The sequence below is a fragment of the Litoribacillus peritrichatus genome, assembly GCF_039537985.1.
GTDB lineage: Bacteria > Pseudomonadota > Gammaproteobacteria > Pseudomonadales > Litoribrevibacteraceae > Litoribacillus > Litoribacillus peritrichatus.
This window is the reverse complement of sequence record NZ_BAABBN010000015.1, coordinates 421,029-446,051: the sequence shown is the minus strand read 5'-3', so window position 1 is coordinate 446,051 and position 25,023 is coordinate 421,029. Positions and strand designations below refer to the sequence as shown.

25 protein-coding genes and 4 tRNA genes are annotated in these 25,023 nt (G+C 44.3%); 8 read left to right on the top strand and 21 right to left on the bottom strand.

Features of this window, described 5'->3' with window-relative positions; all coding sequences use genetic code 11:
• Nucleotides 1-81 precede the first annotated feature (81 nt).
• The 13 genes from ABD744_RS21415 to murJ form a co-directional block, all read right to left on the bottom strand.
• The gene (locus ABD744_RS21415) at nucleotides 82-534 is read right to left on the bottom strand and encodes a type IV pilin protein (RefSeq protein WP_344800642.1); all 453 of its coding nucleotides are present in this window, start codon (nucleotides 532-534) and stop codon (nucleotides 82-84) included.
• Entirely contained in the window at nucleotides 527-868 is a 342-nt protein-coding gene (locus ABD744_RS21410; RefSeq protein ID WP_344800641.1) for a hypothetical protein, read from the bottom strand. Before ABD744_RS21410 ends, ABD744_RS21415 begins: the two co-directional genes overlap by 8 nt.
• 9 nt (nucleotides 869-877) lie before the next feature.
• On the bottom strand, nucleotides 878-4,327 hold the full coding sequence (locus tag ABD744_RS21405) for a pilus assembly protein (RefSeq protein ID WP_344800640.1): 3,450 nt from the start codon (nucleotides 4,325-4,327) through the stop codon (nucleotides 878-880).
• A gap of 26 nt (nucleotides 4,328-4,353) precedes the next feature.
• Nucleotides 4,354-4,971 carry a pilus assembly PilX family protein gene (locus ABD744_RS21400; protein WP_344800639.1) on the bottom strand — a complete coding sequence of 206 codons (618 nt, stop codon included), beginning with the start codon at nucleotides 4,969-4,971 and terminating at the stop codon, nucleotides 4,354-4,356.
• A 2-nt stretch (nucleotides 4,972-4,973) separates the two neighbouring features.
• Nucleotides 4,974-6,005 (bottom strand): prepilin-type N-terminal cleavage/methylation domain-containing protein, encoded by a 1,032-nt coding sequence (locus ABD744_RS21395; protein WP_344800638.1) that lies wholly within the window; start codon nucleotides 6,003-6,005, stop codon nucleotides 4,974-4,976.
• Nucleotides 6,006-6,023: 18 nt separating this feature from the next.
• Nucleotides 6,024-6,593: a prepilin-type N-terminal cleavage/methylation domain-containing protein gene (locus ABD744_RS21390; protein WP_344800637.1), complete on the bottom strand. Its 570-nt coding sequence runs from the start codon at nucleotides 6,591-6,593 to the stop codon at nucleotides 6,024-6,026.
• A 28-nt stretch (nucleotides 6,594-6,621) separates the two neighbouring features.
• Nucleotides 6,622-7,164 (bottom strand): GspH/FimT family pseudopilin, encoded by a 543-nt coding sequence (locus ABD744_RS21385; RefSeq protein ID WP_344800636.1) that lies wholly within the window; start codon nucleotides 7,162-7,164, stop codon nucleotides 6,622-6,624.
• 180 nt (nucleotides 7,165-7,344) lie between these two features.
• Nucleotides 7,345-8,295, bottom strand: a complete 951-nt coding sequence (ispH, locus tag ABD744_RS21380) for a 4-hydroxy-3-methylbut-2-enyl diphosphate reductase (protein WP_344800635.1) — start codon at nucleotides 8,293-8,295, stop codon at nucleotides 7,345-7,347.
• Nucleotides 8,296-8,305: 10 nt separating this feature from the next.
• Nucleotides 8,306-8,761: an FKBP-type peptidyl-prolyl cis-trans isomerase gene (gene fkpB, locus ABD744_RS21375; protein WP_344800634.1), complete on the bottom strand. Its 456-nt coding sequence runs from the start codon at nucleotides 8,759-8,761 to the stop codon at nucleotides 8,306-8,308.
• Nucleotides 8,761-9,249 carry a signal peptidase II gene (gene lspA / locus ABD744_RS21370; RefSeq protein ID WP_344800633.1) on the bottom strand — a complete coding sequence of 163 codons (489 nt, stop codon included), beginning with the start codon at nucleotides 9,247-9,249 and terminating at the stop codon, nucleotides 8,761-8,763. Before lspA ends, fkpB begins: the two co-directional genes overlap by 1 nt.
• A 20-nt stretch (nucleotides 9,250-9,269) precedes the next feature.
• A complete protein-coding gene (gene ileS / locus ABD744_RS21365) occupies nucleotides 9,270-12,164 on the bottom strand; it encodes an isoleucine--tRNA ligase (protein WP_344800632.1) in 2,895 nt (964 codons plus the stop codon).
• 83 nt (nucleotides 12,165-12,247) lie between these two features.
• Nucleotides 12,248-13,204, bottom strand: coding sequence for a bifunctional riboflavin kinase/FAD synthetase (ribF, locus tag ABD744_RS21360; protein WP_344800631.1), 957 nt, complete (start codon nucleotides 13,202-13,204; stop codon nucleotides 12,248-12,250).
• A 78-nt stretch (nucleotides 13,205-13,282) separates the two neighbouring features.
• Nucleotides 13,283-14,851, bottom strand: a complete 1,569-nt coding sequence (gene murJ / locus ABD744_RS21355; RefSeq protein ID WP_344800630.1) for a murein biosynthesis integral membrane protein MurJ — start codon at nucleotides 14,849-14,851, stop codon at nucleotides 13,283-13,285.
• 217 nt (nucleotides 14,852-15,068) lie between these two features.
• Between murJ and rpsT the strand changes: the two genes are divergently transcribed.
• A complete protein-coding gene (gene rpsT, locus ABD744_RS21350) occupies nucleotides 15,069-15,335 on the top strand; it encodes a 30S ribosomal protein S20 (protein ID WP_344800629.1) in 267 nt (88 codons plus the stop codon).
• A 95-nt stretch (nucleotides 15,336-15,430) separates the two neighbouring features.
• Here rpsT and proB read toward each other — a convergent pair whose 3' ends face one another.
• From proB to rplU, 4 genes are all read right to left on the bottom strand, one after another.
• A complete protein-coding gene (gene proB, locus ABD744_RS21345; protein ID WP_344800628.1) occupies nucleotides 15,431-16,567 on the bottom strand; it encodes a glutamate 5-kinase in 1,137 nt (378 codons plus the stop codon).
• Nucleotides 16,568-16,616: 49 nt separating this feature from the next.
• The gene (gene cgtA, locus ABD744_RS21340; RefSeq protein ID WP_344800627.1) at nucleotides 16,617-17,834 is read right to left on the bottom strand and encodes an Obg family GTPase CgtA; all 1,218 of its coding nucleotides are present in this window, start codon (nucleotides 17,832-17,834) and stop codon (nucleotides 16,617-16,619) included.
• Between the two features lie 116 nt (nucleotides 17,835-17,950).
• Entirely contained in the window at nucleotides 17,951-18,211 is a 261-nt protein-coding gene (gene rpmA, locus ABD744_RS21335) for a 50S ribosomal protein L27 (protein WP_344800626.1), read from the bottom strand.
• 45 nt (nucleotides 18,212-18,256) lie between these two features.
• Nucleotides 18,257-18,568, bottom strand: a complete 312-nt coding sequence (rplU, locus tag ABD744_RS21330; RefSeq protein WP_344800625.1) for a 50S ribosomal protein L21 — start codon at nucleotides 18,566-18,568, stop codon at nucleotides 18,257-18,259.
• Between the two features lie 305 nt (nucleotides 18,569-18,873).
• On the opposite strand from rplU, the gene ABD744_RS21325 reads away from it, so the two are divergent.
• Both ABD744_RS21325 and ABD744_RS21320 read left to right on the top strand, forming a co-directional pair.
• Nucleotides 18,874-19,842: a polyprenyl synthetase family protein gene (locus tag ABD744_RS21325; RefSeq protein WP_344800624.1), complete on the top strand. Its 969-nt coding sequence runs from the start codon at nucleotides 18,874-18,876 to the stop codon at nucleotides 19,840-19,842.
• Between the two features lie 41 nt (nucleotides 19,843-19,883).
• Nucleotides 19,884-21,020, top strand: a complete 1,137-nt coding sequence (locus ABD744_RS21320; protein WP_344800623.1) for an MFS transporter — start codon at nucleotides 19,884-19,886, stop codon at nucleotides 21,018-21,020.
• A gap of 31 nt (nucleotides 21,021-21,051) precedes the next feature.
• On the opposite strand, the gene folX is transcribed toward ABD744_RS21320, so the two are convergent.
• Together folX and ABD744_RS21310 are read right to left on the bottom strand one after the other, a co-directional pair.
• On the bottom strand, nucleotides 21,052-21,420 hold the full coding sequence (folX, locus tag ABD744_RS21315; RefSeq protein ID WP_344800622.1) for a dihydroneopterin triphosphate 2'-epimerase: 369 nt from the start codon (nucleotides 21,418-21,420) through the stop codon (nucleotides 21,052-21,054).
• Nucleotides 21,421-21,531: 111 nt separating this feature from the next.
• Nucleotides 21,532-21,858, bottom strand: coding sequence for a hypothetical protein (locus ABD744_RS21310; RefSeq protein ID WP_344800621.1), 327 nt, complete (start codon nucleotides 21,856-21,858; stop codon nucleotides 21,532-21,534).
• A gap of 218 nt (nucleotides 21,859-22,076) precedes the next feature.
• On the opposite strand from ABD744_RS21310, the gene ABD744_RS21305 reads away from it, so the two are divergent.
• The 4 genes from ABD744_RS21305 (at nucleotide 22,077) to ABD744_RS21290 (ending at nucleotide 22,825) form a co-directional block, all read left to right on the top strand.
• Nucleotides 22,077-22,167: transfer RNA gene (locus ABD744_RS21305), tRNA-Ser, on the top strand.
• Nucleotides 22,168-22,174: 7 nt separating this feature from the next.
• Nucleotides 22,175-22,250 (top strand) — tRNA-Asn (locus ABD744_RS21300).
• A gap of 9 nt (nucleotides 22,251-22,259) precedes the next feature.
• Nucleotides 22,260-22,335 (top strand) — tRNA-His (locus ABD744_RS21295).
• 109 nt (nucleotides 22,336-22,444) lie between these two features.
• Nucleotides 22,445-22,825, top strand: a complete 381-nt coding sequence (locus tag ABD744_RS21290; protein ID WP_344800620.1) for a hypothetical protein — start codon at nucleotides 22,445-22,447, stop codon at nucleotides 22,823-22,825.
• A 40-nt stretch (nucleotides 22,826-22,865) separates the two neighbouring features.
• Here the strand turns inward: ABD744_RS21290 and ABD744_RS21285 are convergent, their stop codons facing one another.
• Nucleotides 22,866-23,840 (bottom strand): hypothetical protein, encoded by a 975-nt coding sequence (locus ABD744_RS21285; RefSeq protein ID WP_344800619.1) that lies wholly within the window; start codon nucleotides 23,838-23,840, stop codon nucleotides 22,866-22,868.
• Between the two features lie 429 nt (nucleotides 23,841-24,269).
• On the opposite strand from ABD744_RS21285, the gene ABD744_RS21280 reads away from it, so the two are divergent.
• Nucleotides 24,270-24,341, top strand: a tRNA-His gene (locus ABD744_RS21280).
• Nucleotides 24,342-24,587: 246 nt separating this feature from the next.
• On the opposite strand, the gene ABD744_RS21275 is transcribed toward ABD744_RS21280, so the two are convergent.
• Entirely contained in the window at nucleotides 24,588-24,989 is a 402-nt protein-coding gene (locus tag ABD744_RS21275) for an acyl-CoA thioesterase (RefSeq protein WP_344800618.1), read from the bottom strand.
• Between the last annotated feature and the right edge of the window lie 34 nt (nucleotides 24,990-25,023).

The following is a 25,023-nucleotide window of genomic DNA, read 5'->3' as shown; positions in this document are numbered from 1 at the left end:
GTAACCTGAATATAGAGCCGAATTTTTAATATGTAACTCCCTCTTTTTTCGGAAATTACAGCTTTCTTTCAAAAATAATAATTACTGCTTACATGCACCTGGGGCAGTCCCCCCTCCCGGAGGGCTGTATTCCAAAGTTCCGTTTAATCCAATGGTGATCGTTCCACAAATATCAGAGCTCTGACTATTTTTCGGAACCGCTTTCAACTGAAATGAATGCTTATCAGCAGCAGAAATGGTAATTGTATACAGGTTCGTAATTGAATCATCCAGTTCCATGAGTAAAGTCGAACTAGGAGTTCCAGTGTCTCCACCACCCGACGCCAATCCTTTATACGTTGTATTTTCAAAATAATACTGGCGCATTTCCAACTCAAGGGCCGTTAATTGCTCCAGAGCATCTGCTCGATTACCTTGCTGCAGGAACAACTGATACTGAGGGTAAGCAACAAAACCCAGCACACCGATAATAGCTATTGCAATCATCAGCTCAATTAAAGAAAAGCCTTTCTGTTTTTTGAATTGGCTAGTCATTATTTAACTCCTTTAACCGCCGCTTACCCTCTGACGCTGAAATTGATTTCATCTCAATTACTTGTGAGTTAGCAATGTTTTTTCCTAAGAGTAAATTAACTTCAACCCAAGAACCCGTTGAGATAGAAGAACAAGAAACTAATTTTTTCCCCTTTTTATCAAAGCAATTTATTAACTTTGAGACAGGAACAAAACGATCCGACAGCACTAAATGATCTTCGGTAAAAACATCTACCTGCCCAACCAACACCAAGTTCTCCTGAGTTGATTTATCGACAGGAGCGGCATAAGCATTTGCTGTTAACGACAGTAACAGAATTAATAAAAACTTCATGGTAATCTCCTACTTCAGCTCTTCCCATGACATTCTGTCTGGGTACTCACCAAAGATGTTAGATTTAATAAACTCAGGCTTATCAAACGTTGATTGCCCAATGCCTTTATTTCCTAGCACCGTCATTCCTCCTGGCGGAGAGTCCAGTTGGTAACCTGCAATATTTTCATCTATGCCCAAATCAAATACAGCGGCATCAGGGTTCGAACCAAACAATAATGATACAGCCATGGCATAACCAGTGGCACCAAAGGCACATGGGTCTGATTCAGGAATTAACGTGTTAAACAATAAAAAATCAGTAAACAAAATTGGATGGTGTACAACCCGTTCTCCCGCCGCAGGAAGCCTTATATACCACCCCATTTTCTGTCCCGTTGAAGAACCATAGTCAAACGTCGCTTCATCTTCATTTTTAGGTTCAATAAAGCGGACATTAGTGGTCTCACCGTCTACAGAGACTGATTCACTCTTGATCACGCGCTCTGCAAATAAACTGCCATTACCAGATATTGATAACTCATATTGGCTATTAGCATGCATCACCCCATAGAAATGCTCAATATCGGTAGTTTCATGATCACCTTCTGCAATGAATTGCCCAGAGCCAAAAAATAGCAATTGATTTGGCCATGTATCAATTGACGTTTTGACCGGATTATTAACCGCAATCACTTTAGTGGTGATAGGTCTTCCTCCCTCAGTTTTAAAAACAGGGTCAATGTCATTACCGGAGTAGCTTTGTGGAATACCATCCTCGTATGTAACTTGACTGTCAAACACCCACTCGCCCGGCTTACTCGAAGCAACATTAATCGCCCAAATATTACCTTTTAAATCCCCTGCATAAATAAAGTCAGCAGTACCATTACCATCAATATCCGAAATAGAAGCCGCTGACATCCCATTACAGGCATCAGAACAATTACCACTGGTTAACCCTCCGGTTCCAGTATCAAACGTCTTTATTAAAGAGCCGTCTTTAACATCCAAGATAAATATTTTAGCTTTACCGTCTACTGTATTGTGATAACCGTTTGCAACAACCACAACCCAGCGACCATCATTCATCTTTACAATTTTAGGCTGAGGGTAGGTCAGACCTAAACCATTACCAGCTAAAGATGTTTCCCAAAGCACAATCTGACTTGCATCGGATTCTGAATAAGAAGACGGGTTAGTTACATCTAATGCAAAAATACTTTTTCCTCCCGCCCCTAAATTACCAACCAAAACCGTTTTCCAAGTACTGTTTATGTAGGCATCCGCTATTTCAGGCGTGCCATCGACGTAATATCTATGGTTATAAGCCTGATCAACTAAATAATGAAGCCCTCTGTCTGATTCCGTTGAGGCCAATGACGCAGGGACATAAGAAAACAACTCCTCCCCGGTATCTGCATCAAAGGAGTGAAGCATCCCATCATTCGCACCTACAAAAATCATAGGATCACGAGATGACATACTTCTTAGATAAGATAAATAACCAGGTTCAATGAACGAAGGCCAGTTTGACATAGCACCTTGGACAAACACCGGAGTTGAATTAATGATGTCTCCTAGGGCGGTTGATCTATCTCTAAACTTACCCGCAGCTGCGCCCTCATTACTTCTATCGCCTCGTAAATAATCAACCGCATCATTCAAAAAACTGGAAGAACTCGAATAATAAGCAGAATATTTCGAGCTATATAACGACGTCAGGTCTGAAGTGATTTCTGAAGGTAAAGACGAGACTCTGAACGGAACGCCCTTACCCGCTGAGGAGTCATAAGTAATAATTTCTCGTTCCGAGTTTCGATTATCCAATTTGTCACTCGCAGACCAAATAACATCACCAGCTTCTAAATCAGCAGACAATTCTTGAGATATCAACTCACCAGCCCAGCTACCTGAATTAAACTGAGCATAGAAAAAATGCGCATTGTTTTTATAACTGGTCGAATTAAATGCAAGCGCAGACGCAGTACCTGTCCTGCTTTCAATCTCATCGATCGACGCAGCTAAAGCATCAATCAAACTCTGGGGATTTTTAGCACTTAAATAAAGACCTCTACCATTCCAGGCCGCATGCCTCACATCATCAATGGTTGAATCCGTATTACTTGAAGGCTTAGGCCAGGCGAATGATTGATCAGGATTCAGGGGCATCCCGTTCGCGTCTGTCTCTCGTCCAGGCGTTGTGTCGTTCGGTGCGACATCGCCATTAATACCAAACGCTACGGTAAACGTAACCATATGCTGGGCATCATTTTCATCCACGCCATCAATGGTTGGCACTTCATTATCTAAGATGGTATCTAAGTCTGTTGCGTAATATTTCATAGCAACATCTGCCAGCGTACTCGAATAGCTATCTTTATCGGAAGCACGAACTAATGAATTCGAGGATGTTCCATCAATATTTCCTACGTTGGGTGAACTTCCGTTCCAATAACCGTCTGTCATCAAAATTGTATAGTTTTGCTGACAAGATCCACCATCATCTTCACTCTGTATAGGAGAGCTACTTCCTTCAAAATACTGACCCGCTGTATTCAATGCTTGCCTTAAAGGAGTACTTCCGCTTGCTTCAACATCAAATACCTTATTCAACAAGGAAGCTTTATTTGATGCATCTTTCATATCTTTTACGGAATAAAGCTGGCCATCATTAATCGCAGCGAGCCCCATTCTAGCCTCAGAATCAGCTACAACTTCTGAAATCGCTTTCTTAGCAACATTTTGACGCTTTCGATAGTAGGTATACCAGTTTCTAAAGTTTTGCTTCTCATCTGATGTCATCGTGGAATAGAAAACTCTATCATTGTTATCATTGGAGCACTCTCCAATTTCAAACACGCCATCGCCATCATCATTCCATGGTATATAACCGAACGAACTGGAAATTCCAACCGAACTATCGAGATACCCTACCCACGGAGTGTATTCAATATTGGGATCATAAGCTGTAGCATTGTAACCAACACACCACTCAAGCAGTTCATATGCAGAATAACCGTCTTTATCGACGTGAAGCGGGTATGCGGCAGCAAGAGCATCAGGATCATATACGAGACGATCAAGACCTAATTTATCTGGTGTTGAATCTATTGTTCTCCACGAACCATCATAAAGATACACATAATTAGTTCTTGTTTCTAAGTCATAACTTCCAGAGCAGTTTGCAACTTGATCCTTTGTATAGTAACGCCATGATCCATCTTTCTTCCGTCGACAGTATTGATAGGTAAAAGTGTAATTTCCTTCTGGGTAATACTTATTCGCATCAGTTGTTTTCGTTACATCCCAAGCCATACTGCCTGAGTCGTCCACAACAAAATATATATTAGGCTGCACACTAAAGCCCAAAAACAACGGTCTTTCTTTAATGTTTCCAGGAGCTCCATACCCAACATTTACACCAAACATGAACGTTGAAAACAGACCAAAAGATAAAGCTCGTTTTAAATTAATCATACTCACCTCCATCATCGTCTCTAGTATCAAATAGCTAAAGCGATGTGAGAACGTAAAACTGTAGAAGCAAGGCCTTGAGGCCCCCAGCCAATAGCAGAAATTCTGAATACATGTCGACCTTGAGGTTGTCTAGAAGCTTGGTCGTTATACATGTCTCTACCCATGTACTCAATAATGACTCTGGGTTGACGCTCTAAATAAGTTGGGCTGTCTTCATCGTCATCGTATTCAATTTCTATGTAGCTAAAGGTATTAAAGTTACTTACAGCAACCCAAGTGTTATCCAGCCAATGCTGAGGATTACGGTAATTAAAATCCTTCGGAATCAATTCAATGTCCACAAACGTTGGCATAGCCCCTATCACTAGGCTGTAACGCCCTTCTGTTCCGTCGTATAAAGTTGGTATTTGATCCACCGTAGTAACCTCAGTTCGAACCAAGCTTTCGGCCTGTCTAAGAGCAAACTCTGTTGCTTCAAATGCCACCTGTTTAAAACGCGCATTCTGGTTTGCCTGCAAACTGATACTGGTATTTCTTGTGGCGGAGACGCCCCAAATAGTCATAATCAGCATAAGCGCCAAACAAACCATTAACACATTTCCCTGCTGCCGATGGATATACTGAAAAGATTTCTTAGGCTTCATCTTTACATTCCTCGATTGCGAACTTTGAAGATATTCTCAATTTTTTCAGTTTGTGTGCCCGATGATATTTCCAGTGCAACTTTTACAGCCACAATGTCATTTCCCATGTCAGAAGTCGCATCCACAAAATTATCCACGACCCCATCAAAGTTCGTATCCTCACCAAATTCGAGCTGAAAATCCTGAACAAAACGAACCACTTCATTAGATTTCGAAACTGCATCTCCGTTTTCCAAACGAAATAAAGATTTAGTTGCACCACCATCAATCTCGGAGTCTGCGACTACATAAGTAATATGATGAAATCGATTGACCATACCTGCGCCACCTGCAGGATCAAATCCAAAATTTGTAAATGTAGTTTGGGAATTGGAATACCCACTAAAAGCGGTTGTATCGTGGAGTAAAATGGCAATTTCATCATCTGCCGTAAAACCGTAATAACGACTTCCAGAAGTAATTGCTTGCTTAGTAGGGTTAGCGGTTAAAATAAAGGCATGTCCCTTAGCACAATCAGAAATGGTCAGCCAATCTCCGACACTGATTACTGAATTACCTGCGCTGTCGTACACATTCATTGCCTCAACAATCACACCCGCAGTTGCAATCTCAGAGCCTCCCTGAAAGTCCAGAACTCGAATATCCAGATCCTCCTGATAAAACAAACTCAAACTATCCGGGTTAGAGCCGCCTTCAGAACCGTACACGGCAGTCACAAAATTCTCTGCCCCCCCCGTGATATGAGGCTCTGTTCTAACATCTCGTAAATCTTCGTTCTCTTTGACCGTACTCTTAATGTCTGTTATGTCCGTCATAACACACCCTAAGTAACCTGCCTGAGTCAGATCCTCCTTAATAAAATTCATCGCGGTTCTTGCCGTTTCCATGACTTTTAAGGCATCAGCATTTAACTCATAGGTTTCTCCCACTCGAGTAAACAGCCGAATGACAGCCAACATTAAAATCGAAGCAATGACCATCGCCACAAGAATTTCAATTAACGTAAATCCCTGATCTTTTCTCTGCATTATCATGTGAGTCTCCTGAGAAAATTAAGGTAAGACAATGGTTTTCATACAACTTAAATCAACTTTAGGGTTTCCACTACAACCTGTTCCCAAGGCGACATAGCTTCCATCGGTATTTTGGGCTAACTGACGGTCGTCCCACATCACCGTCACCTCGTAATATTCCGTAGAAGTTCCTGCACCATCAACATCTAAAGTAGCCGTTTTTTTTTCAATTTTACCCCTGCCATGAGGCAAGTTTTCGCCTATCATTTTTTCCCAGGCCGCTAACATGTGTTTCACCATTGCATCCCGACTACAACCGGAGCCACAAGACTCAACGAAATGACTTTGATAATTGGAACTCTCCCAATATTTTGCTTCAAAATCATCATAAACAGCATCAATAGATTGCCCGACAGAAAGTTGAGAACGCAGTGCATCGTTCAATAAATTTAAACTCTCCATCGCCTGAGTTTTGTGCATAGCACTGATGTTTTTTTGCATCGAAGTGCTTTGTAAAGCCCCCAAACCAAGCAAAGACACCATCATAATTATTGAAGCTACCAACACTTCAAGCAAAGTAAAGCCACTGTGACAATTATTAGATTTCATCTACGAACCACCCCAATTACCCACTTAATTAAGAACAGTTTTCTTTTGACGAGATAACAGGACTACCAATAGCAGCCATAGCCAGATTTCTGGCTTTATCCCCATTGGCTTCAGCAAAACAAAACTCAATATCTACACTGGCATTCGCAGCACCCTGCTCATCCAAAGTAATTGCACTGATGGTACTCTTAGAGGTAAGTCGGTCGTAATCACCATTAAATTTCAGAATATCTTCACCATTATCAACAATACCGTCAGCATCTATATCATCAAATACAATCCAGCCATTTGCCCACTCTGTGCCACTCGCACCACACTGGTTTTCCACATTGGTTTTCATGGCACAAATAGTAACTGACGACCTCCGCTTAATCGCTTCGCTCTTCGCGAACAAAACAGCTGTTAACGTATCATTAGTTTGCGTTTTAAGTCGTTGTCCTGTAATCAGCTCATTAAAGCCAGGAAAGGCTGCAACTAATAAAGCACCAAGAACACCAAGAGTTACCATTAGCTCAATCAAACTGAAACCTGTTTGACTGCTATATTTGTTAAAGTGATTTTTCAAAGCCATCGCCCTAGTATCAACTTAATGATTTAGTCATTTATCAATACTAAAAGTATATAAACAGGACGTTAAAAGGCTTAGCCATATCAGATTAATGGCTTATTTGCGGGAGCGAGTGGTAAAAAGAAAAACAGAAGGCAGTCAAGGAGATAACTGCCTGTGACGAGCGTCACAATCTTTGCAAAACTAGATCGATTTTGTTGGAATGCGAAGTTCTTTCGGCATCGAGAACACAACATTCTCAGGCTGGCCATCCAGCTCTTCGGGCAAGTCAGCACCTAACTCTTGCAAACGGGAAACAACCCCCTTTACAAGCACTTCGGGGGCCGATGCGCCTGCGGTTATTCCAATGGTGGAGATACCGCTCAACCAAGCTTTTTCAATCTGCTCTGCATCATCAATAAGGTAAGCGGAGCAGTTCATTCGTTCAGACAGTTCACGTAAACGATTCGAGTTAGAGCTGTTCGGGGACCCTACCACTAAGACCAGATCACAGTCTGCCGCCAATTGTTTTACCGCATCCTGACGATTTTGAGTAGCGTAGCAAATATCATCTTTCCGAGGACCTTCAATACTCGGGAAGGTTTCTCGCAACGCGGCAATGACCTTCGCCGTATCATCCATCGACAAGGTTGTCTGTGTCACAAACGCCAGCTTATCCGGGTGATTCACTTTTAAATCATAAGCGTCTTGCTCATCTTCAACCAGATATATATCACCACCGAAGCTGTGATCGTATTGCCCCATCGTTCCTTCCACTTCCGGATGACCCGCGTGCCCAATCAAAATGCACTCTCGTCCGTCGCGACTGTATTTCATAACTTCCATATGAACCTTGGTCACCAAAGGACAAGTTGCATCAAAAACTTTCAAACCACGACGTTTGGCTTCCTCTTGAACCGCTTTGGAGACGCCGTGAGCACTGAAAATCACCAGGTTATCATCAGGCACTTCATCCAGTTCATCGACAAAAATAGCACCACGCTCTTTTAATCCATTCACCACGAATCGGTTATGGACCACCTCATGGCGGACGTAGATAGGTGCACCAAACACATCCAGCGCCCGGTTCACAATTTCAATGGCCCGATCAACACCAGCACAAAAGCCACGAGGGTTCGCAAGTTTTATCTTCATATCGAGAAACTTAAGCCTCAGTTACCTGGGAAGGTTTAACATCAATAATCTTCACTTGAAAGTCTAACGTTTCACCAGCCAGAGGGTGGTTAAAATCTACAATGACTTCATTTTCCAGTACCGACTTCACAACCCCAGGCAGTTCTGCGTTGTTAGCATCCGCAAATGAAATCATCAACCCTGGCTGCAACTCCATATCATCGGCAAACTGATCTTTCTTAAACGATTGAACATTGTTGGGGTTAGATTGACCAAATGCTTTTTCCGGGGTCAAAGTGAAATTGCCTTCATCCCCAGCCTTTAATCCCATCAATACCTCTTCAAAGCCGCCCAGTAAATTTCCATCACCAACCGTAAAGGTTGCAGGCTTGGTCTCAAAGTTTGAATCCACTAACTTGCCATCAGACATCTTGATTGCAAAGTTTAAAGTGACTTCCATGCCTTCTGAAATCTGAAATGTACTCATTAACTTCTCCGAGTAATAAATAATGTATCGATAACCAAAAGTGCAGCACCGATCGTGATGGCTGTGTCGGCCAAATTAAAGGCAGGGAAGTGGTAGACCTCGTAGTACACGTGAATGAAGTCAATCACATACCCATAAGCCATACGGTCGTATAAGTTTCCTAACGCACCGCCCAATACCAGGGCGATGGCCAGGCATTCCCATTTCGAAACTTCTTTACCAAGCAGCAACCAGCCAACCAAGCCGATGGAAACCACACCGGCAATGCCCGCAAAGAACCAGCGTTGCCAACCGCCCTGGTCCGATAAGAAGCTAAACGCGGCCCCATAATTATGCAGCAACGTCCAGTTAAACATCGGCATCACGGGTACAGGTTGGTTGTATTCCAATACGGAACTGGCAACCTGTTTGGTCACATAATCCAAAATGATCACCGCCAAAGTAAACAGCAGCCAAATCGCGCGTTTTTTATGAAACTCAATTGCCATAAATAGCCTTAACTCAATATTTAAGCGAACTTACGTTTCTCACCTTCGCCGTCAATGTTTTCAACACATCGGCCACAAAGTGAGTTATGAGCCTCATGCTTACCCACATCGTCCGTGTGATGCCAGCATCGTTCACACTTCTCTTTTTCTGTCTTGGCAACCTCAACCGACAAACCGTCAATTTCAGTCGCGGTGCCACCCTCGCCCAGCACAATATTGGCCGAAGAAGTGATCAATACGAATCGAAGCTCATCAGCCAACTGATCAAGTACCGACTTTATCGCATCGTTACAATACAGAGTTACTTCTGCAGTCAAACTGCCTTTCACGATATTCTCGTTACGAGCTTGCTCAATGGCTTTGTTGACTTCGGTTTTGATGCCCATCACCTGACGCCAATAAGCATCGTCCAATGACTGGACTTTCAATTCAGGGAAGCCCTGATACCACTCATCCAGGAAGACAGATTCACCAGTTTGTCCCGGCGTAAACTCCCACATTTCTTCGGCAGTAAAAGACAAAATCGGAGCAATCCAACGAGTCATCGCCTGAAGCACATGGTATAAAGCGGTTTGACAGCTTCTTCTCGCCTGACTGTCGGCTTTAGTGGTGTATTGACGATCTTTAATAATGTCGAGGTAGAAACCACCCAACTCAATCACACAGAAATTATGCACTTTCTGATAAATAGCCAGCGTTGCGTATTCATCGTATGCCTTGATGACCTCGTCTTGCAGCTTGATCGCTTGTTCAACCGCCCAGGCATCCAGAGGCAACAATTCATCTGCGGATACCATATCGGTTTCCGGGTTAAAACCATTCAGGTTAGCCAACAAGAATCGAGCGGTATTACGAATACGACGATAAGAATCTGCGGTACGTTTTAAAATTTCATCCGATACCGTCATTTCATTGGAATAATCCGCCGAAGATACCCACAGACGAAGAATATCAGCACCCAATTGATCCACTTTTTCTTGTGGCGCAATCACATTCCCCAAAGACTTAGACATCTTGCGACCGTCTTTATCTACCGTAAAGCCGTGAGTCAAAACGGTTTTATATGGCGCAGCTTCACGCACCGCAACACTGGTAAGCAATGAAGATTGGAACCAACCACGATGCTGATCTGAACCTTCCAGATATAAATCCGCTGGCACGTTTAATTGTTCTCGCTGCTCCAACACTGAAAAGTGGGTCGTTCCTGAATCAAACCACACATCCAGAGTGTCAGTAATCTTGTCGTATTGATCCGCATCTTCACCTAACAAACTCGCAGGCTCCAGATCGAACCAGGCATCAATGCCCCGCTCTTCAACCAAAACAGCCACTTTCTCGACTAATTCTTTGGTTTCTGGGTGAAGCGCACCCGTCTCTTTATGAACAAACAACGTAATAGGAACGCCCCAAGTACGCTGACGAGAAATACACCAGTCAGGACGATCCGTCATCATGGACTCAATGCGGGCCTTACCCCAACCCGGCTTCCAATCCACCGTGTTATTGACTTCGTGCATGGCTTTGTCCAACAGTCCGTTTTCAGACATACTGATGAACCACTGCGGCGTTGCACGGAAGATGATCGGTGATTTATGTCTCCAGCAATGCGGATAACTGTGCACTAAATTGACTTTTTTAAGCAAGGCGCCTTTCTCAGCTAAAATCGCTAAGATGCGGAAATTACCTTTATTCGCTGTGGATAACCCACTTAACTCGAGTGAATCCATGACGTCATTCGTAATGAAGCAACCTTCCGCATTCACCAGCATCAATTGTGAAGAAATACCGAAGTTATTTGACACAATGTAATCGTCTGCACCATGGAACGGCGCAGTGTGAACCGCACCAGTACCTGAGTCTGCCGTCACGTGATCACCGGTAATCACGTGAACTAACTTCCCTTGGGACATACCAGCATCGCTCGGCATGAACGGGTGCTTTAACTTCAGTTGAGCACCAGCATCTTGGGCCTGAACCCAGCCGAAGTCTGCACCTTTGGCATGAGCAACCACAGCATAGCCATCCGCTTCAATACCGTATCGAGCCATAGCGTCCGTAACCAAATCACTGGCTAACACCAACAACTCATTCGCTTCTTTCAGGTGCACCAAAGCGTATTCCAGTTTCGGATGCACAGAAACAGCTTCGTTTGCAGGCAACGTCCAAGGAGTGGTTGTCCAGATTACAATGCTCGCAGCCAGACCAAGGTAATTTTCTTTGCTGTCTTCTGAAAACGTAAAGCGATTCAAAAGCTCATGAGCGTTTTCAAAGGCAAACTTTACATCGATCGAAATGGATTTTTTATCCTGATACTCAACCTCGGCTTCCGCCAATGCGGAACCACAATCCATGCACCAATTAACCGGTTTAAAACCCTGCGTTACGTGCTTATTTTCAACGATCTTACCTAATGAACGAATGATGTCGGCTTCGGTGTTGAAGTCCATCGTCAGGTACGGATTGTCCCAATCCCCCATCACCATCAATCGTTTGAAATCTTCACGCTGGCCATCCACTTGCGTCATCGCGTACTTACGGCATTCAGCGCGGAACGTTGCCGCATCAACCTTATCGCCTGCTTTACCGATTAACTCTTCCACTTTCAGCTCAATCGGTAAACCATGACAGTCCCAGCCCGGCACATAAGGCGCATCAAAACCGCTCAAAGTACGCGCCTTAACAATGATGTCCTTCAATATCTTATTCACCGCATGACCAATGTGAATATTACCGTTCGCATAAGGAGGGCCATCATGAAGAATGAATTTTTCTCTGCCCGCTCTCGCTTCACGAATTTTGTGATACAAACCGGTTTCTTCCCAACGCTTCAGCAATTCAGGCTCACGTTTTGCCAAATTGCCACGCATTGGAAATTCTGTATCAGGTAAGTTCAGTGTCGATTTATAATCAGCCATGCCGTCTATTCCAATAACCTTAAAGGTTCATCTCATAATTTTTTATATTACCCACAACCGTATTAGTTCCAGGCACTTAAATTTTAACCTTGGGACGCAAACCAGGTTGCTGCGTCTGCAATATCTTGTTCAATTTGGGCTTTTAGCGCCTCAATTCCATCAAATTTCTGCTCATTCCGGAGCTTATGACAGAACTCTATGTTTAATTTCGTACCGTACAAACCGTCTACTTCCGGCTGAAAACGTCCATCAATAATATGCACTTCAAGTGACGGTGCAATACCATTCACGGTGGGTTTAACACCTAAATTGGCAACCGCCTCGAACCGGGAAATCTGCTGATCATCACAAGACGAAACTTTTACCGCAAAGACCCCATTAAACGGGGACTTTAAATTTGAGAGCTGGATATTCGCCGTTGGAACGCCCAATTGACGCCCTAACTTCTGACCATGCACAACTTTGCCAGAAATAGCATAACGCCAGCCAAGCAGTCTTTCTGCCAAATCAAAATCGGCATTATTCAGCACTTCCCGAACCAAAGTACTGCTGACTCGTTCCTGCTGATGACTGAAGGTATCCATGCTCACCAGTTCAAAATCATGATCCCCGGATACCTGCTTCAAAAATTCAAAATCCCCGGAACGATCACAACCGAAACGGAAGTCATCCCCAACCACCAGGAACTTAACACCCAGACCATCCAACAATAAAGTTTGAACAAACTCATCTGCGGTCAAAGCCCTTAAGCGATCGTTAAAACTCAAACAAACCACTTGTTCAACACCCGCCTTTGCCAGTTGAGAAACTTTATCAGCAAATCGGGTGATACGACCCGGAGCAGACACAGGATCAAAATACTCTCTGGGTTGGGGTTCAAAAATCACCACAGTAACAGGCAAGTCTAACTTTGCCGCCTCTACTTTTAAGCGGGATATTAAAGACTTATGGCCAGTATGCACACCATCAAAGTTACCTATCGTCGCAACACACCCTCGATGCTCAGGACGAATATTATGTAACCCACGAATTATGCGCATTCAATTCCTTCCAAACCAGTAAAAACAAAAGGCGGCATTATATTACAGCGCACCGCATCTTTACAGAGCAAACACCGTTTAAGCCATGCCTTTAAAGTGTCTAGGCCTAAAGCCACAAATCAGCAACACAACAAAATAACTCAGACCACCGGACACCACCATAGCAGTCAGCCAAAAAACTCGTTCCAGCACGCTGCCGTCATACCAAATCTGAGAGCCAGGCATCAACATCACCAAGACCGCCAACATAGCGCCACAAGACACCAACAGCTTAAATAAATAACTCACAAACCCAGGCTGCCATGCAAACACACCGTCTTTTCTTAGCGCTAAGTACAACCACAGCGCATTCAACCATGAAGAAATGGACGTCGCCAAAGCCAGCCCAACATGATCCAGATGCCAAACCAATAACAAGTTCAACACCATGTTGGCAATCATGGCTCTGATCGCAATTTTGACTGGCGTTTTCGTATCTTGCCTAGAGAAAAATCCCGGTGCTAATACCTTAATCAACATAAACGCCAACAAACCCAACGAGTAAGCACGTAAGCTTGCAGTAATCATAGGGATATCATCCGCCGTCAAAGCGCCATGGAAAAATAACGTTGATACCAGAGGCTCTGCCAATACGATCAATGCCAGCATCGCCGGCACGCCAATCAACATAACCATTCTCACCGCCCAATCCAGCGTCTGCGAGAATGCTCCGGAATCGTCATTAGAGTGCTTTTTCGACAGCGAAGGCAAAATAACCGTCGCGATCGCAATACCAAACACCCCCAAGGGCAGTTCAGTCAAACGGTCCGAATAATACAGCCATGCAACACTCCCGGTTTGAAGAAACGACGCCAGCACCGTATCCAACAACAAATTAATCTGACTGACCGACACGCCAAATAATGCAGGAATCATCAAAGAGACAATCTTCTTCACCCCTTCATGATCTTTACGATATTGAGGCTTAGGAAATAACCCAAGCCCACCTAAGAAAGGCAATTGAAACAACAACTGAACAACACCGGCAATCAAAACCCCATAAGCCAGCGCCATGACAGGCACATCCAAATACGGAGCAATCAACAAAGCAGAACCAATCAAAGAAAGATTAAGCAGCACAGGCGTAAACGCCGGCACAGCAAATCGACCATAACTGTTTAATATGCCCCCGGCAAACGCCGTCAGTGAAATCAGCATCAAATAAGGAAAGGTCAGCCGTAACATATCAACCGTTAAAGCGTACTTGGCTTGATCCGATGAAAAACCCGGAGCAAACACCATCGCCAACACAGGTGCGCCAACCACAGCGATCACTGTCGTAATAAACAACACGCAGCCTAAGGTGCCTGCCACGTGGTTAACTAAATCTTTTACCTGCTCATGGGCTTTTTTTTGTTGATACTCAGTCAGCACCGGCACAAAAGACTGAGCAAAAGCGCCTTCAGCAAACAAACGCCGGAAGAAATTAGGGATTTTAAACGCAACAAAAAAAGCATCCGCGCCTGCCCCTGCACCAAACAGCACAGCCACCACAACATCCCGAACCAACCCAAGAACGCGAGACAGCATGGTCATGACAGCCACCACCGCACTCGACTGCAGTAATCCGGCTTTTTTTACTTTGGTATTCACCGAGTCCTTCGACACCCACATTCCCTCTACTTAACAACACCACACACAACAAGCCACACCATCCCGCACCGCCTGATTACTCACCCGACGACAGAACCAAAACGAGGGCAAAGTATACAGAGATCGACCCGTACATCCAGCCAAAACAAAATTATTATTGACACCCCCTGTTAATAAGGGCATAGTGGCGCGTCAAAAATCTTTCAGTCAAAAATTCTCAGGAGTCAGACACGTGGCTAACTCTCCACAAGCTAAAAAACGTGCACGTCAGGCAGAAAAAAGCCGTCAGCGCAACGCAAGCCTTCGTTCAATGGTGCGCACATACATCAAAAAAGTAAGAGCACAGATTGAAGCCGGTGATCACGCTGCTGCTTCTGCTGCTTACAAAGAAGCACAACCAGTTATCTCTAAAATGGTAACTAAAGGCATTTATGCTAAAAATAAGGCAGCTCGCCTTCAGAGCCGTCTTAATGCACAAGTTAAGGCACTTAATAGCTAATCCGCCATTAAGCTGCTAAATAAAAACCGGCCACAAGCCGGTTTTTTTGTGCCTGATTTATTTAAACACCAGGCAAACCACTAGCCCCCTAAAAACTACATCAAGACCAAGTTATCCCGATGTATCAGCTCTTCTTCACCCAGATACCCCAACACTGACTCAAAACACTCCGACGGGCGACCAACAATCTTTAACGCTTCATCCACACTGTAATTCACCAAACCGTGCGCAACCACTCGCCCAGCCTCATCACGACACACAACCATTTCACCACGATTAAATGCACCCGAAACCCGACGAACACCCACCGACAACAAACTGCGATTTAACTGAGTCAACGCCTTCACCGCACCAGAATCCAAAACCAACTCACCTTTTGCCCGCAAATGCCCAGCCAACCACTGCTTTCTTGCATCCAGCGGCCTGGCATCAGGCTTGAACCAAGTCCCAACAGCTTCTCCAGAAGATATTTTCAGCAAAACATCATCCAAACGACCAGAAGCCACAATGGTGTGCGCACCTGCGCGCGCAGCCAACCTGGCAGCATTTACTTTCGTTGCCATGCCACCGCGCCCTAAAACGCCTGCACCGCCGGATGCCATTTCATCCAAAGAGCCATCACTCGCCAAAGTTTCAGAAATCATTTTAGCATCGGCATTTTTTCTCGGATCTGCAGTAAACAACCCTTGCTGATCCGTCAGAATCACCAATAGATCCGCTTCCACCAAGTTGGCAACCAACGCCCCTAAGGTATCGTTATCACCAAACTTAATCTCATCAGTAACGACAGTGTCATTTTCATTAACGACAGCCACCACCCCCAAGCGAATCAACTCTCGCAAGGTGCTTCTGGCATTTAGATAACGCTGACGATCAGACAGATCATCATGCGTCAGAAGAATTTGAGCTGTATGCAACTTATGGCGCTGAAAATTTGCCTCATAAACCTGCACCAACCCCATCTGACCGACGGCGGCCGCAGCCTGCAACTCATGCATACTTTTTGGCCGATCCGTCATACCCAGCCGCTTCATTCCCTCCGCGACTGAACCAGACGAGACCAAAACAACCTCAATGCCAGATCGAACCAAAGCAGAAATCTGATCCACCCAACCGGCTATCGCCTTGGTGTCCAGCCCCTGACCATCATTCGTTAACAGCGCACTTCCAATTTTCACAACCCATCGGTCTGAACGACCCAAAGATTCACGACTCTCAAATTTCGCAGTCATTTAGCCCTACATCCACCCACAGCGCATCACAATGCAATGCTTCCAGTTCCTATGGGACGTAAATCGACTCCACGTCGTAATCATCATCGTCCCAGTCTTCATCATCAATGCCCGCTTCTTGTGCCGCCGCTCTCGCCGCTCGACTTTCAGCACGCTTCGCCGACCTTAACGCTTCAATTCGCTCTCGACCCTCTTCAGCCATCGCGTCCTGCATCGCTCGCTCAGCTTCTGCGAATTCAGGATCAGAATCAATCTGAGCCTTCAACTCGTCCACAAACTCCATGATGTCGTAACAGAGTAACTTCGTACCCTCGCCATTAATTGCTGTCACCTTATAAACCGGGCCTTCCCACTCCAACTTCTCAAGAATAGAGTCACACAAGGCATCGCGTTCGTCTTCAGGCACCAAGTCAAGTTTATTCAGCACCAACCAACGATCCCGTGAAGCCAGCGTTGGGCTAAATTTTTCCAACTCCCGAATGATGGCCGCAGCAGATTCTGCCGGGTCTGATTCATCAAACGGTGAGACATCAACAATATGCAACATCAAACGAGTACGAACCAAATGCTTCAAAAAGCGAATACCCAAACCCGCACCTTCTGCAGCACCCTCAATCAAACCAGGAATATCAGCGATTACAAAGCTTTTATAAGGTTCAGGGCTGACCACACCCAAATTAGGCACCAACGTCGTAAAGGGATAATCCGCCACTTTTGGCTTTGCTTTGGAGACAGCACGAATAAAAGTCGACTTACCCGCATTCGGCAATCCCAGCAGCCCCACATCCGCCAACACTTTTAATTCAAACTTCAGGTTTCGGGACTCACCCGGCTTCCCTTTCGTGGTCTGACGCGGCGCACGATTCACGCTTGATTTAAATCGCGTATTTCCCAAACCATGAAAACCGCCCTTAGCAACCACCAACTGCTGGCCAGGCTCAGCCAAATCTCCCAAAGTTTCATCGGTATCCAAGTCTATCACGGTCGTGCCAACCGGCACTTTAAGGACAATATCCTCACCACCAATGCCACGACAATCACGACCCATACCGCCTTGGCCGTTTTCAGCTTTATATTTTGGCTGATAACGGTAGTCAATCAAGGTATTCAGATTGTAGTCTGCCTCAACAATAACAGAACCACCATCACCACCATCGCCGCCATCTGGTCCGCCCTTCGGAGCATACTTCTCTCGGCGAAAACTTAAGCAACCATTACCACCATTGCCAGCCTCAACATAGACTTGAGCTTCATCAACAAATTTCACCAAGCACCCCCTGGGCAAACCTTAAAAACAACCAATTACAAATAATATATAACAAAAAAGCCCCGCAAGCGGGGCTTTTCGGACCAACAACCGCCCTAAGGCAGAGTCAGCAGAAGTTATGCAGACGCAACGATAGAAACGTATTTACGGTTCTTTGGTCCACGAACTTCAAATTTCACTTCACCATCTGCAGTAGCAAATAGAGTGTGGTCTTTACCACAACCTACGTTTGTGCCTGCGTGGAACTTAGTACCACGTTGACGAACGATGATATTGCCTGCCACTACATTTTGGCCGCCGAATCGCTTAACGCCTAACCGTTTCGATTCCGAATCGCGACCGTTATTAGTACTACCACCAGCTTTTTTATGAGCCATGATGTCACTCCTTAAAAATAGTTAACCTGAAATCGGACGAATCGATTACGCGTTAATTCCAGTGATTTTCACCTCAGTATACCACTGACGGTGACCCATACGCTTCATATGATGCTTACGACGCTTGAACTTAATGATATTCACTTTCTTGTGACGACCATGCTCAAGAACTTCAGCAGATACTTTAGCGCCTTTCAGCTCTGGCTCACCAATTTTGATTGTTTCGCCATCAGAAACCAGAAGAACGCGATCAAAATCGATAGTTGCGCCAGTTTCAACTTCAAGTTTTTCTAACTTGATGCGGTCACCCGCTTGAACACGGTGCTGCTTACCACCGCTAACAAAAACTGCATGCATTGCATTACACTCCAAAAATAATCTCGCCAAATTAAGATGGCTTCTTACATACCTGTTTCTAAGGAGTTCACTCTGAAACCCCTATTACAGGGAGCACATATCCTGCGGACGAGTTCGCAGGGGCGCTTATTCTATGAGCAACGCCCTACAAATACAAGCCAGTTATTGCATTAAATCAATGAAATCGACTAACAAAGAAGCACAAATAAAGATCACTTAGATACAATAATTTTAAAAACCGCTATACTGCCTTCCTTTATTTTATAACGAACCAAAACAATCGCTGTTCAAGAGCCAGCTTAATAATGCAAAAAAACAATATTTATGCATCGGTCCAATCCGATTTTGAAGCCGTTAATCAGTTCATTCTCGGGCAACTGCATTCCGATGTTCCACTTGTTGTAAAAATTGGCCACCACATCATTGAGTCCGGTGGCAAACGCATGCGCCCGTTACTCGCTTTACTTTCAGCCAATGCTCTTGGCTACCAAGGCGATAAACACATTAAGCTTGCCACCGTAATTGAATTTCTCCATACCGCAACTCTGCTTCACGACGATGTGGTCGACTCTTCCGACATGCGCAGAGGAAAAACAACAGCCAATGCAAAATGGGGCAACGAGCCAAGCGTTTTGGTCGGCGACTTCTTATATTCCCGGGCATTCCAGATTTTGGTAGAAACTGAGAACCTTTCAGTCATGCGCGTATTATCTAACGCCACCTGCGTCATTGCAGAAGGCGAAGTGCTGCAACTGATGAACGTGAAGAACCCGAACGTCTCTGAAGCACAATACATGGACGTTATCTATGGAAAAACAGCCAAGCTGTTTGAAGCCAGTACAGAGTGTGGCGCCCTGCTCAGCACCAATAACACCAACCACATTAAAGCCAGCGCAGATTATGGCCTTAATTTAGGTCTTGGCTTTCAAATCATGGATGACATCCTGGATTACGAAGGTGACGCAACCACCATGGGCAAAAACGTGGGCGACGACCTGGCGGAAGGCAAACCAACTTTGCCACTCATTCAAGCCATGAAAGCCGGCTCCGAAACAGAGGCAAAACTGATCCGCCAAGCCATACGAAAAGGTGGACTGGAAGACATCACCCAAATTCAGCAAATCGTTCATGACTCCGGCGCGTTAGCCTACTGCAAACAGAAAGCATTAGAACTTGCAGACAAAGCTCAGGCCGCGCTAAACATGCTTCCGCAGAACGAACACACTAAAAGCATGGAAGCCGTGCTTGAACTTGCAGTTGACCGCAAACAATAACATTGTCAGCAGAGCATCGAGTTCTTTATGGGTTGACCTTATTGGCATACGCTATCCTGTATGCCCCTCAACCCATACTGCCTGCACTCGCTACTGAATTCCAAAGCTCCACACACACAGCAGCACTGCTTACCACCGCTGTCATGCTGCCCCTGGCAATTGCACCTCTAAGCTACGGCTTTTTTCTCGAAAAATTTCCAGCCAAACACGGACTCATTGCATCCTGCCTGATTATGGCAAGCTGTCATATTTCATTTGCATTGATCACAGACATATCCCAAGCCATAATAATTCGGGCAATAGAAGGCATGACCCTACCAGTCATGCTGACTTCCATCATGACACTACTCACCAGAACCACTCAAAAAGAGAAACTGCAACAAACCCTATCCATCTTCATAGCGTTAACCATTGTCGGCGGCTTAAGCGGCAGAACTGCCAGCATCCTATTCACAGAATACGTAAGCTGGCGAGGAACCTTCATTATTCTGGCCATTTTAAGCTTACTGGCGCTCAAGCCACTACAGACTTTACCAAACCACAAACCCAAGCACCAACAAACCATTAAAAGCAGCCACCTGATTGAGTGCCTGACGCATCCAACCAACCGCTACCTCTACCCATTCATTCTTCTGCAATTTTTTACCATGGTCGCCATTCTGAACTTCATCCCCTTCAGGATTCTTGAAACCTTCAATCAAGACAGTTATTGGCCTGTATTATTGGTGTACAGTTTCTACATAGCCGCCATAGGAACCGCCCTAATCACCATCAAAATGAGAAAGAGCTTTAATCACTTACAAGTATACGGAGGGCTTAGTTGGTTAATAATCTGCTGCATCGGCCTCTGGTGTTTTAGCTTCAACCACATTCTGATGTACTGCCTAGGCTTTACTCTGGTATGCGGCGCCATATTTGCGAACCATTCCATATTCAGCACAGAAGTGAATCAAAACGAAGAAAAGTACTCAGGACTGGCCAACGGAACCTACCTCACCTTCTATTACACTGGCGGGACATTAGGCTCCATTTTACCCAGCGTATGGATAGAGCAGACAGGCTGGAACACAACCTTGCTTTACCTTACCGTTTGCTGCATGGCATCCGCCATCTTGCTCATTTGCTACAAGCGAGCGACGACAAAACACTTACTGCAGCAAAACCACGAACGTTTTTAACAAGCCGATACTAACGAACAATCAATCGGCTTCAGTCTTTGTGATAACAAAGAGCAATTGACACAGAATCTGCGAACCGCAGAGCGTTGGGTTTATCCACCTCAACTTCAGCAAACACCACCCGATCATCACACACAACCAAGTCCAGCAACTCCGCCGTCAAGCACTCCAGCAAAGCAAAGCGATTTTCTTCCACATGACGAATGACAGACTTAGTGATCGGTTTGTAATTGAGCGCATCCTCTATCTCAACCGAATGCGTTGCGCGCTCAGCCAAATAATGAATCTCAACATTCACCACCACATCCTGTTTATTATTAACCTCCTCCTCGTTAATACCAATAAAGGTTCTAAGTCGTAGGTTTTTAATTCGAATTTTAGCAAGCTGACTGACAGACATCTTTTTCCCTGACGTAATGAAGAATAAAACAGATAGCGTATTTATTTTTCATATCATCACATGCAGGAACAGCAAATCAAGTAAGAACTGAGATTTTAACGCACACCCGAATTAACTAAACGCCTCCAACGATGCATCGAATAACGGCAACAACTTTTGCTTGGTCTGAACACGCAGCACCGTCGGCAACACATTCTCCTGAGCACTCTTAACCCCATCCCGAATCACAGAGGGCTTAGTGCTGATCACCTCATAGTCATAATGATCATCCTGCACACTTACTTTCTGCAATTCCGTCAACTCGGCACTCAACAACCGAATTAACGCAAACACCTCATCTTTCACCGACAACTGAGTTGCCTCCCAATATGTATCCTCCAGCACCAAAATAAACTCATCCAACAAGTTTGTGGCTTGGGCAATCGTAATTTTTGACATCCATCACCTCCAACAACACCCTCTTAACAGAAAGTGCACACATCAATTTCCAGTTACTCTAATCCTAGCAGCTCATGCCAAAATTGCCGTAAAGCACGAAAAATACACAAAAAAACCCAGAAAAAGATCAAAAAATAATCAACCACTTAGAAAGTTAATTTTTTTTCACAAAAGGTGTTGACATAAATCTTCAACTCGCTAATATAGGCGGCCTCAGCGGAGGGGTGGCAGAGCGGTTGAATGCACTGGTCTTGAAAACCAGCGTGGGTTAATAGCCCACCGAGAGTTCGAATCTCTCCTCCTCCGCCATTAACGTTCCTCGATAGCTCAGTTGGTAGAGCAGTAGACTGTTAATCTATTGGTCGCTGGTTCGAGTCCAGCTCGAGGAGCCATTTTATGTGGTGGGCGTAGCTCAGTTGGTAGAGCCCCGGATTGTGATTCCGGTCGTCGTGGGTTCAAATCCCATCGTCCACCCCATTCTTTTCTTAACTCAATGATCTACCAACGAATATACCGAGTTAAGCGTCTTTACTTCTTCCTTTTTAGTTACACCAAACGTCACGCCATGACATTTCAGGTGAACTAAATGTATATCCAAGTACCCTATACACTTCTTAGAAACAGAACTTTTAATTACAACCGTAAAATCAATTCATCCATTCTTCGCGTTTTGCTTGGAACCAAAGAAGAAGCTAACCAGCCCATTGCCCACTATCTTTTTCAAAGTAATTGGAAGCACTTACAGCACCTCGATAGCCAGCTAGTAGATTTAGTGCTTGAGGCAGGAACAAAAGAATGCACTCCAGTTCATGACAGTTTTATCGTGAGCACCAAGCATCCTACTTGGTTGGAATCTCAAATTTACGCCGCATATAAGAAAATGACAGGCTTTGAAGCCAAAATAGCTTTAGAAGACACGCCTGATTTGAGCGAATTAGACTCTCAACTCTTGCACTACAAGCAGTAACATTACAGCTCAGCTAAAGCTACAACCCAATTTTTATAGGCTAAGGGTCAACTTTTATATAAGCTTTAATTCCTTTAGGCTCAAAATAATCCTTCAAGCGCTTTGATGTAAGTGAATACCACTGATCAAAATTACCCATTGAAAAAGAAGCTAAAGTGTAAGCGCTAATACCTTCATTAATAGTATCGATAATTATCTCGCCATTTGGCTTATCGAATATCCACCCATTACCTTTAACCTGCTGAATTGTTGACCGAGACAACCTTGGCAAACAAGGGTCAGAACTAACAAACTCTTCCAACTGAGCAATGAAGCGCCTATGTTTTGTTATAGCTTTCCCATCAGTGCTTTCTAGCCTTATCTCAACCCCAATCCTACGAGTTTCTTCAGCATCAATACACACGGCACGAGCGACAGGCATCCCCCTAGTAGTTTTAGTTACATCAAAAGTTAGTCCGTAACTTTGATCTATCTCGACTCGTCTTTTTTCGAGAGTTGTTCCTTCAGGCCATACTGAATACTCATAAAGAGGAAGACCATCGGTTTTATAAACCCTAAAGACCACTTGTCGTTTATCGCGACCATAAGGTTCGTTACTAATCCAAACTCCATCTCTAAAGGTCGTTTCAATGACTTGCTCTTTACCAAAGAAGTTCTTGTAAGCGCACTCACCAATGGTGAATAAACAATGATTATAATCGTCAGCTTTATAGCTATTATTCTTTTTCAGTTTACTTAATTGACCAAATCTAAATCTTTCGTAATCCTTAAAGCTTTCTCTTCCATATTTATCTACTGTTGAAAAATACAAGAAGTCACCATCTACCTTTGTTAAGCGATAAATATAACGCGGGCTTTCCTCTTCTTCGCTATCAAGAGTTAGCATCCTATATTGATACCCCTCTTCAAGATCATGCTTTGCCGTTAAGCGATTATCTGGGGTAAGGACTTGTCCAATATTCGCTGCCACGATTTGTTTAACGCTGGATGGAGTTTTTGCGTCTTTAACATTCATAGAGACACATCCCGTTAATGACAGAAGAATCAAAGCACATAACGAGAGGAATGAGGTTTTGAAATAATTACGTTGAGAGAAGTTACCTAACACCTATAGACTCCAGCTGAATCAGTAAATTTAAACGACATGAATCATACAAGATAAAAACACTAGAACAAAAATCAATACAGAGCTAGTACGGCTTATCTACGCCATAGACCCCACACCCAGCAAAAACTAGCCGTTTTCTCTGAGACCTTCCAAAGTATTACACCTGATGAAGAAAAGAACACCAAGAGAAGTCACCTGCAACTTACAAACAGTGGTCTTGACGTCACACCAAACGTCATATATTTTGTTCCACTAAGATGCAGTTTAGGTGTTTTTGAGCGTTTTACTGCGTCGTAACAAGGTGTGATACAAATTGACTAGAAGTACAGTGGATACTGGGCGTAGCTCAGTTGGTAGAGCCCCGGATTGTGATTCCGGTCGTCGTGGGTTCAAATCCCATCGTCCACCCCGTTTCTTCTCTTAACTCATTGATCTACCAACGAATACACCGAGTTAAGCATTCCTACTTCTTCCTTTTTTATTACACCTTTTGTTACACCAAACGTCACGCCATGATTTTTTAGATGAGCTAAATGTACATCAAAGCACCTTGCCCGCTCTAAATAAGAAAACTATGTTTACAATTGAAAACTCAGGATCACTCACTAAAACACTTAAAAACAAGTAGTGACAACCCTGAGCAAAACTCAATAATCATCTTAGCCGATCAAGCAACTCTTTATATTTACCCTCAATCACTACACTTGTGCCGATTGCATTATCAAATAAAACATAAGTCCCATCGGTATCGGCAATCATCTCACCGGTTTCTGCGACTGCGATTTCCTGATGAATCACAAAACTCTTGTTACCAACGCGGGTTACTTCGGTCGCGATTTCCAGTTCTTCATGGATCAAAGCCGCACGGCGGTAGTTGATATTGATATTCACCACTACCATCGCCAGAGCTTCACCGGTTATTGCTTCAATCACATCTTGCTCTTCAAAAAAACGCCAGCGGGCTTCTTCAAGAAACTCCAGATACCGAGCATTGTTCACATGCCCGTAAACATCCAGATGATAACCACGAACGCACAACTTAGTGGTATGACGCATAAAAAAGCCCCTTATAAGAATAAGGGGCTAACTA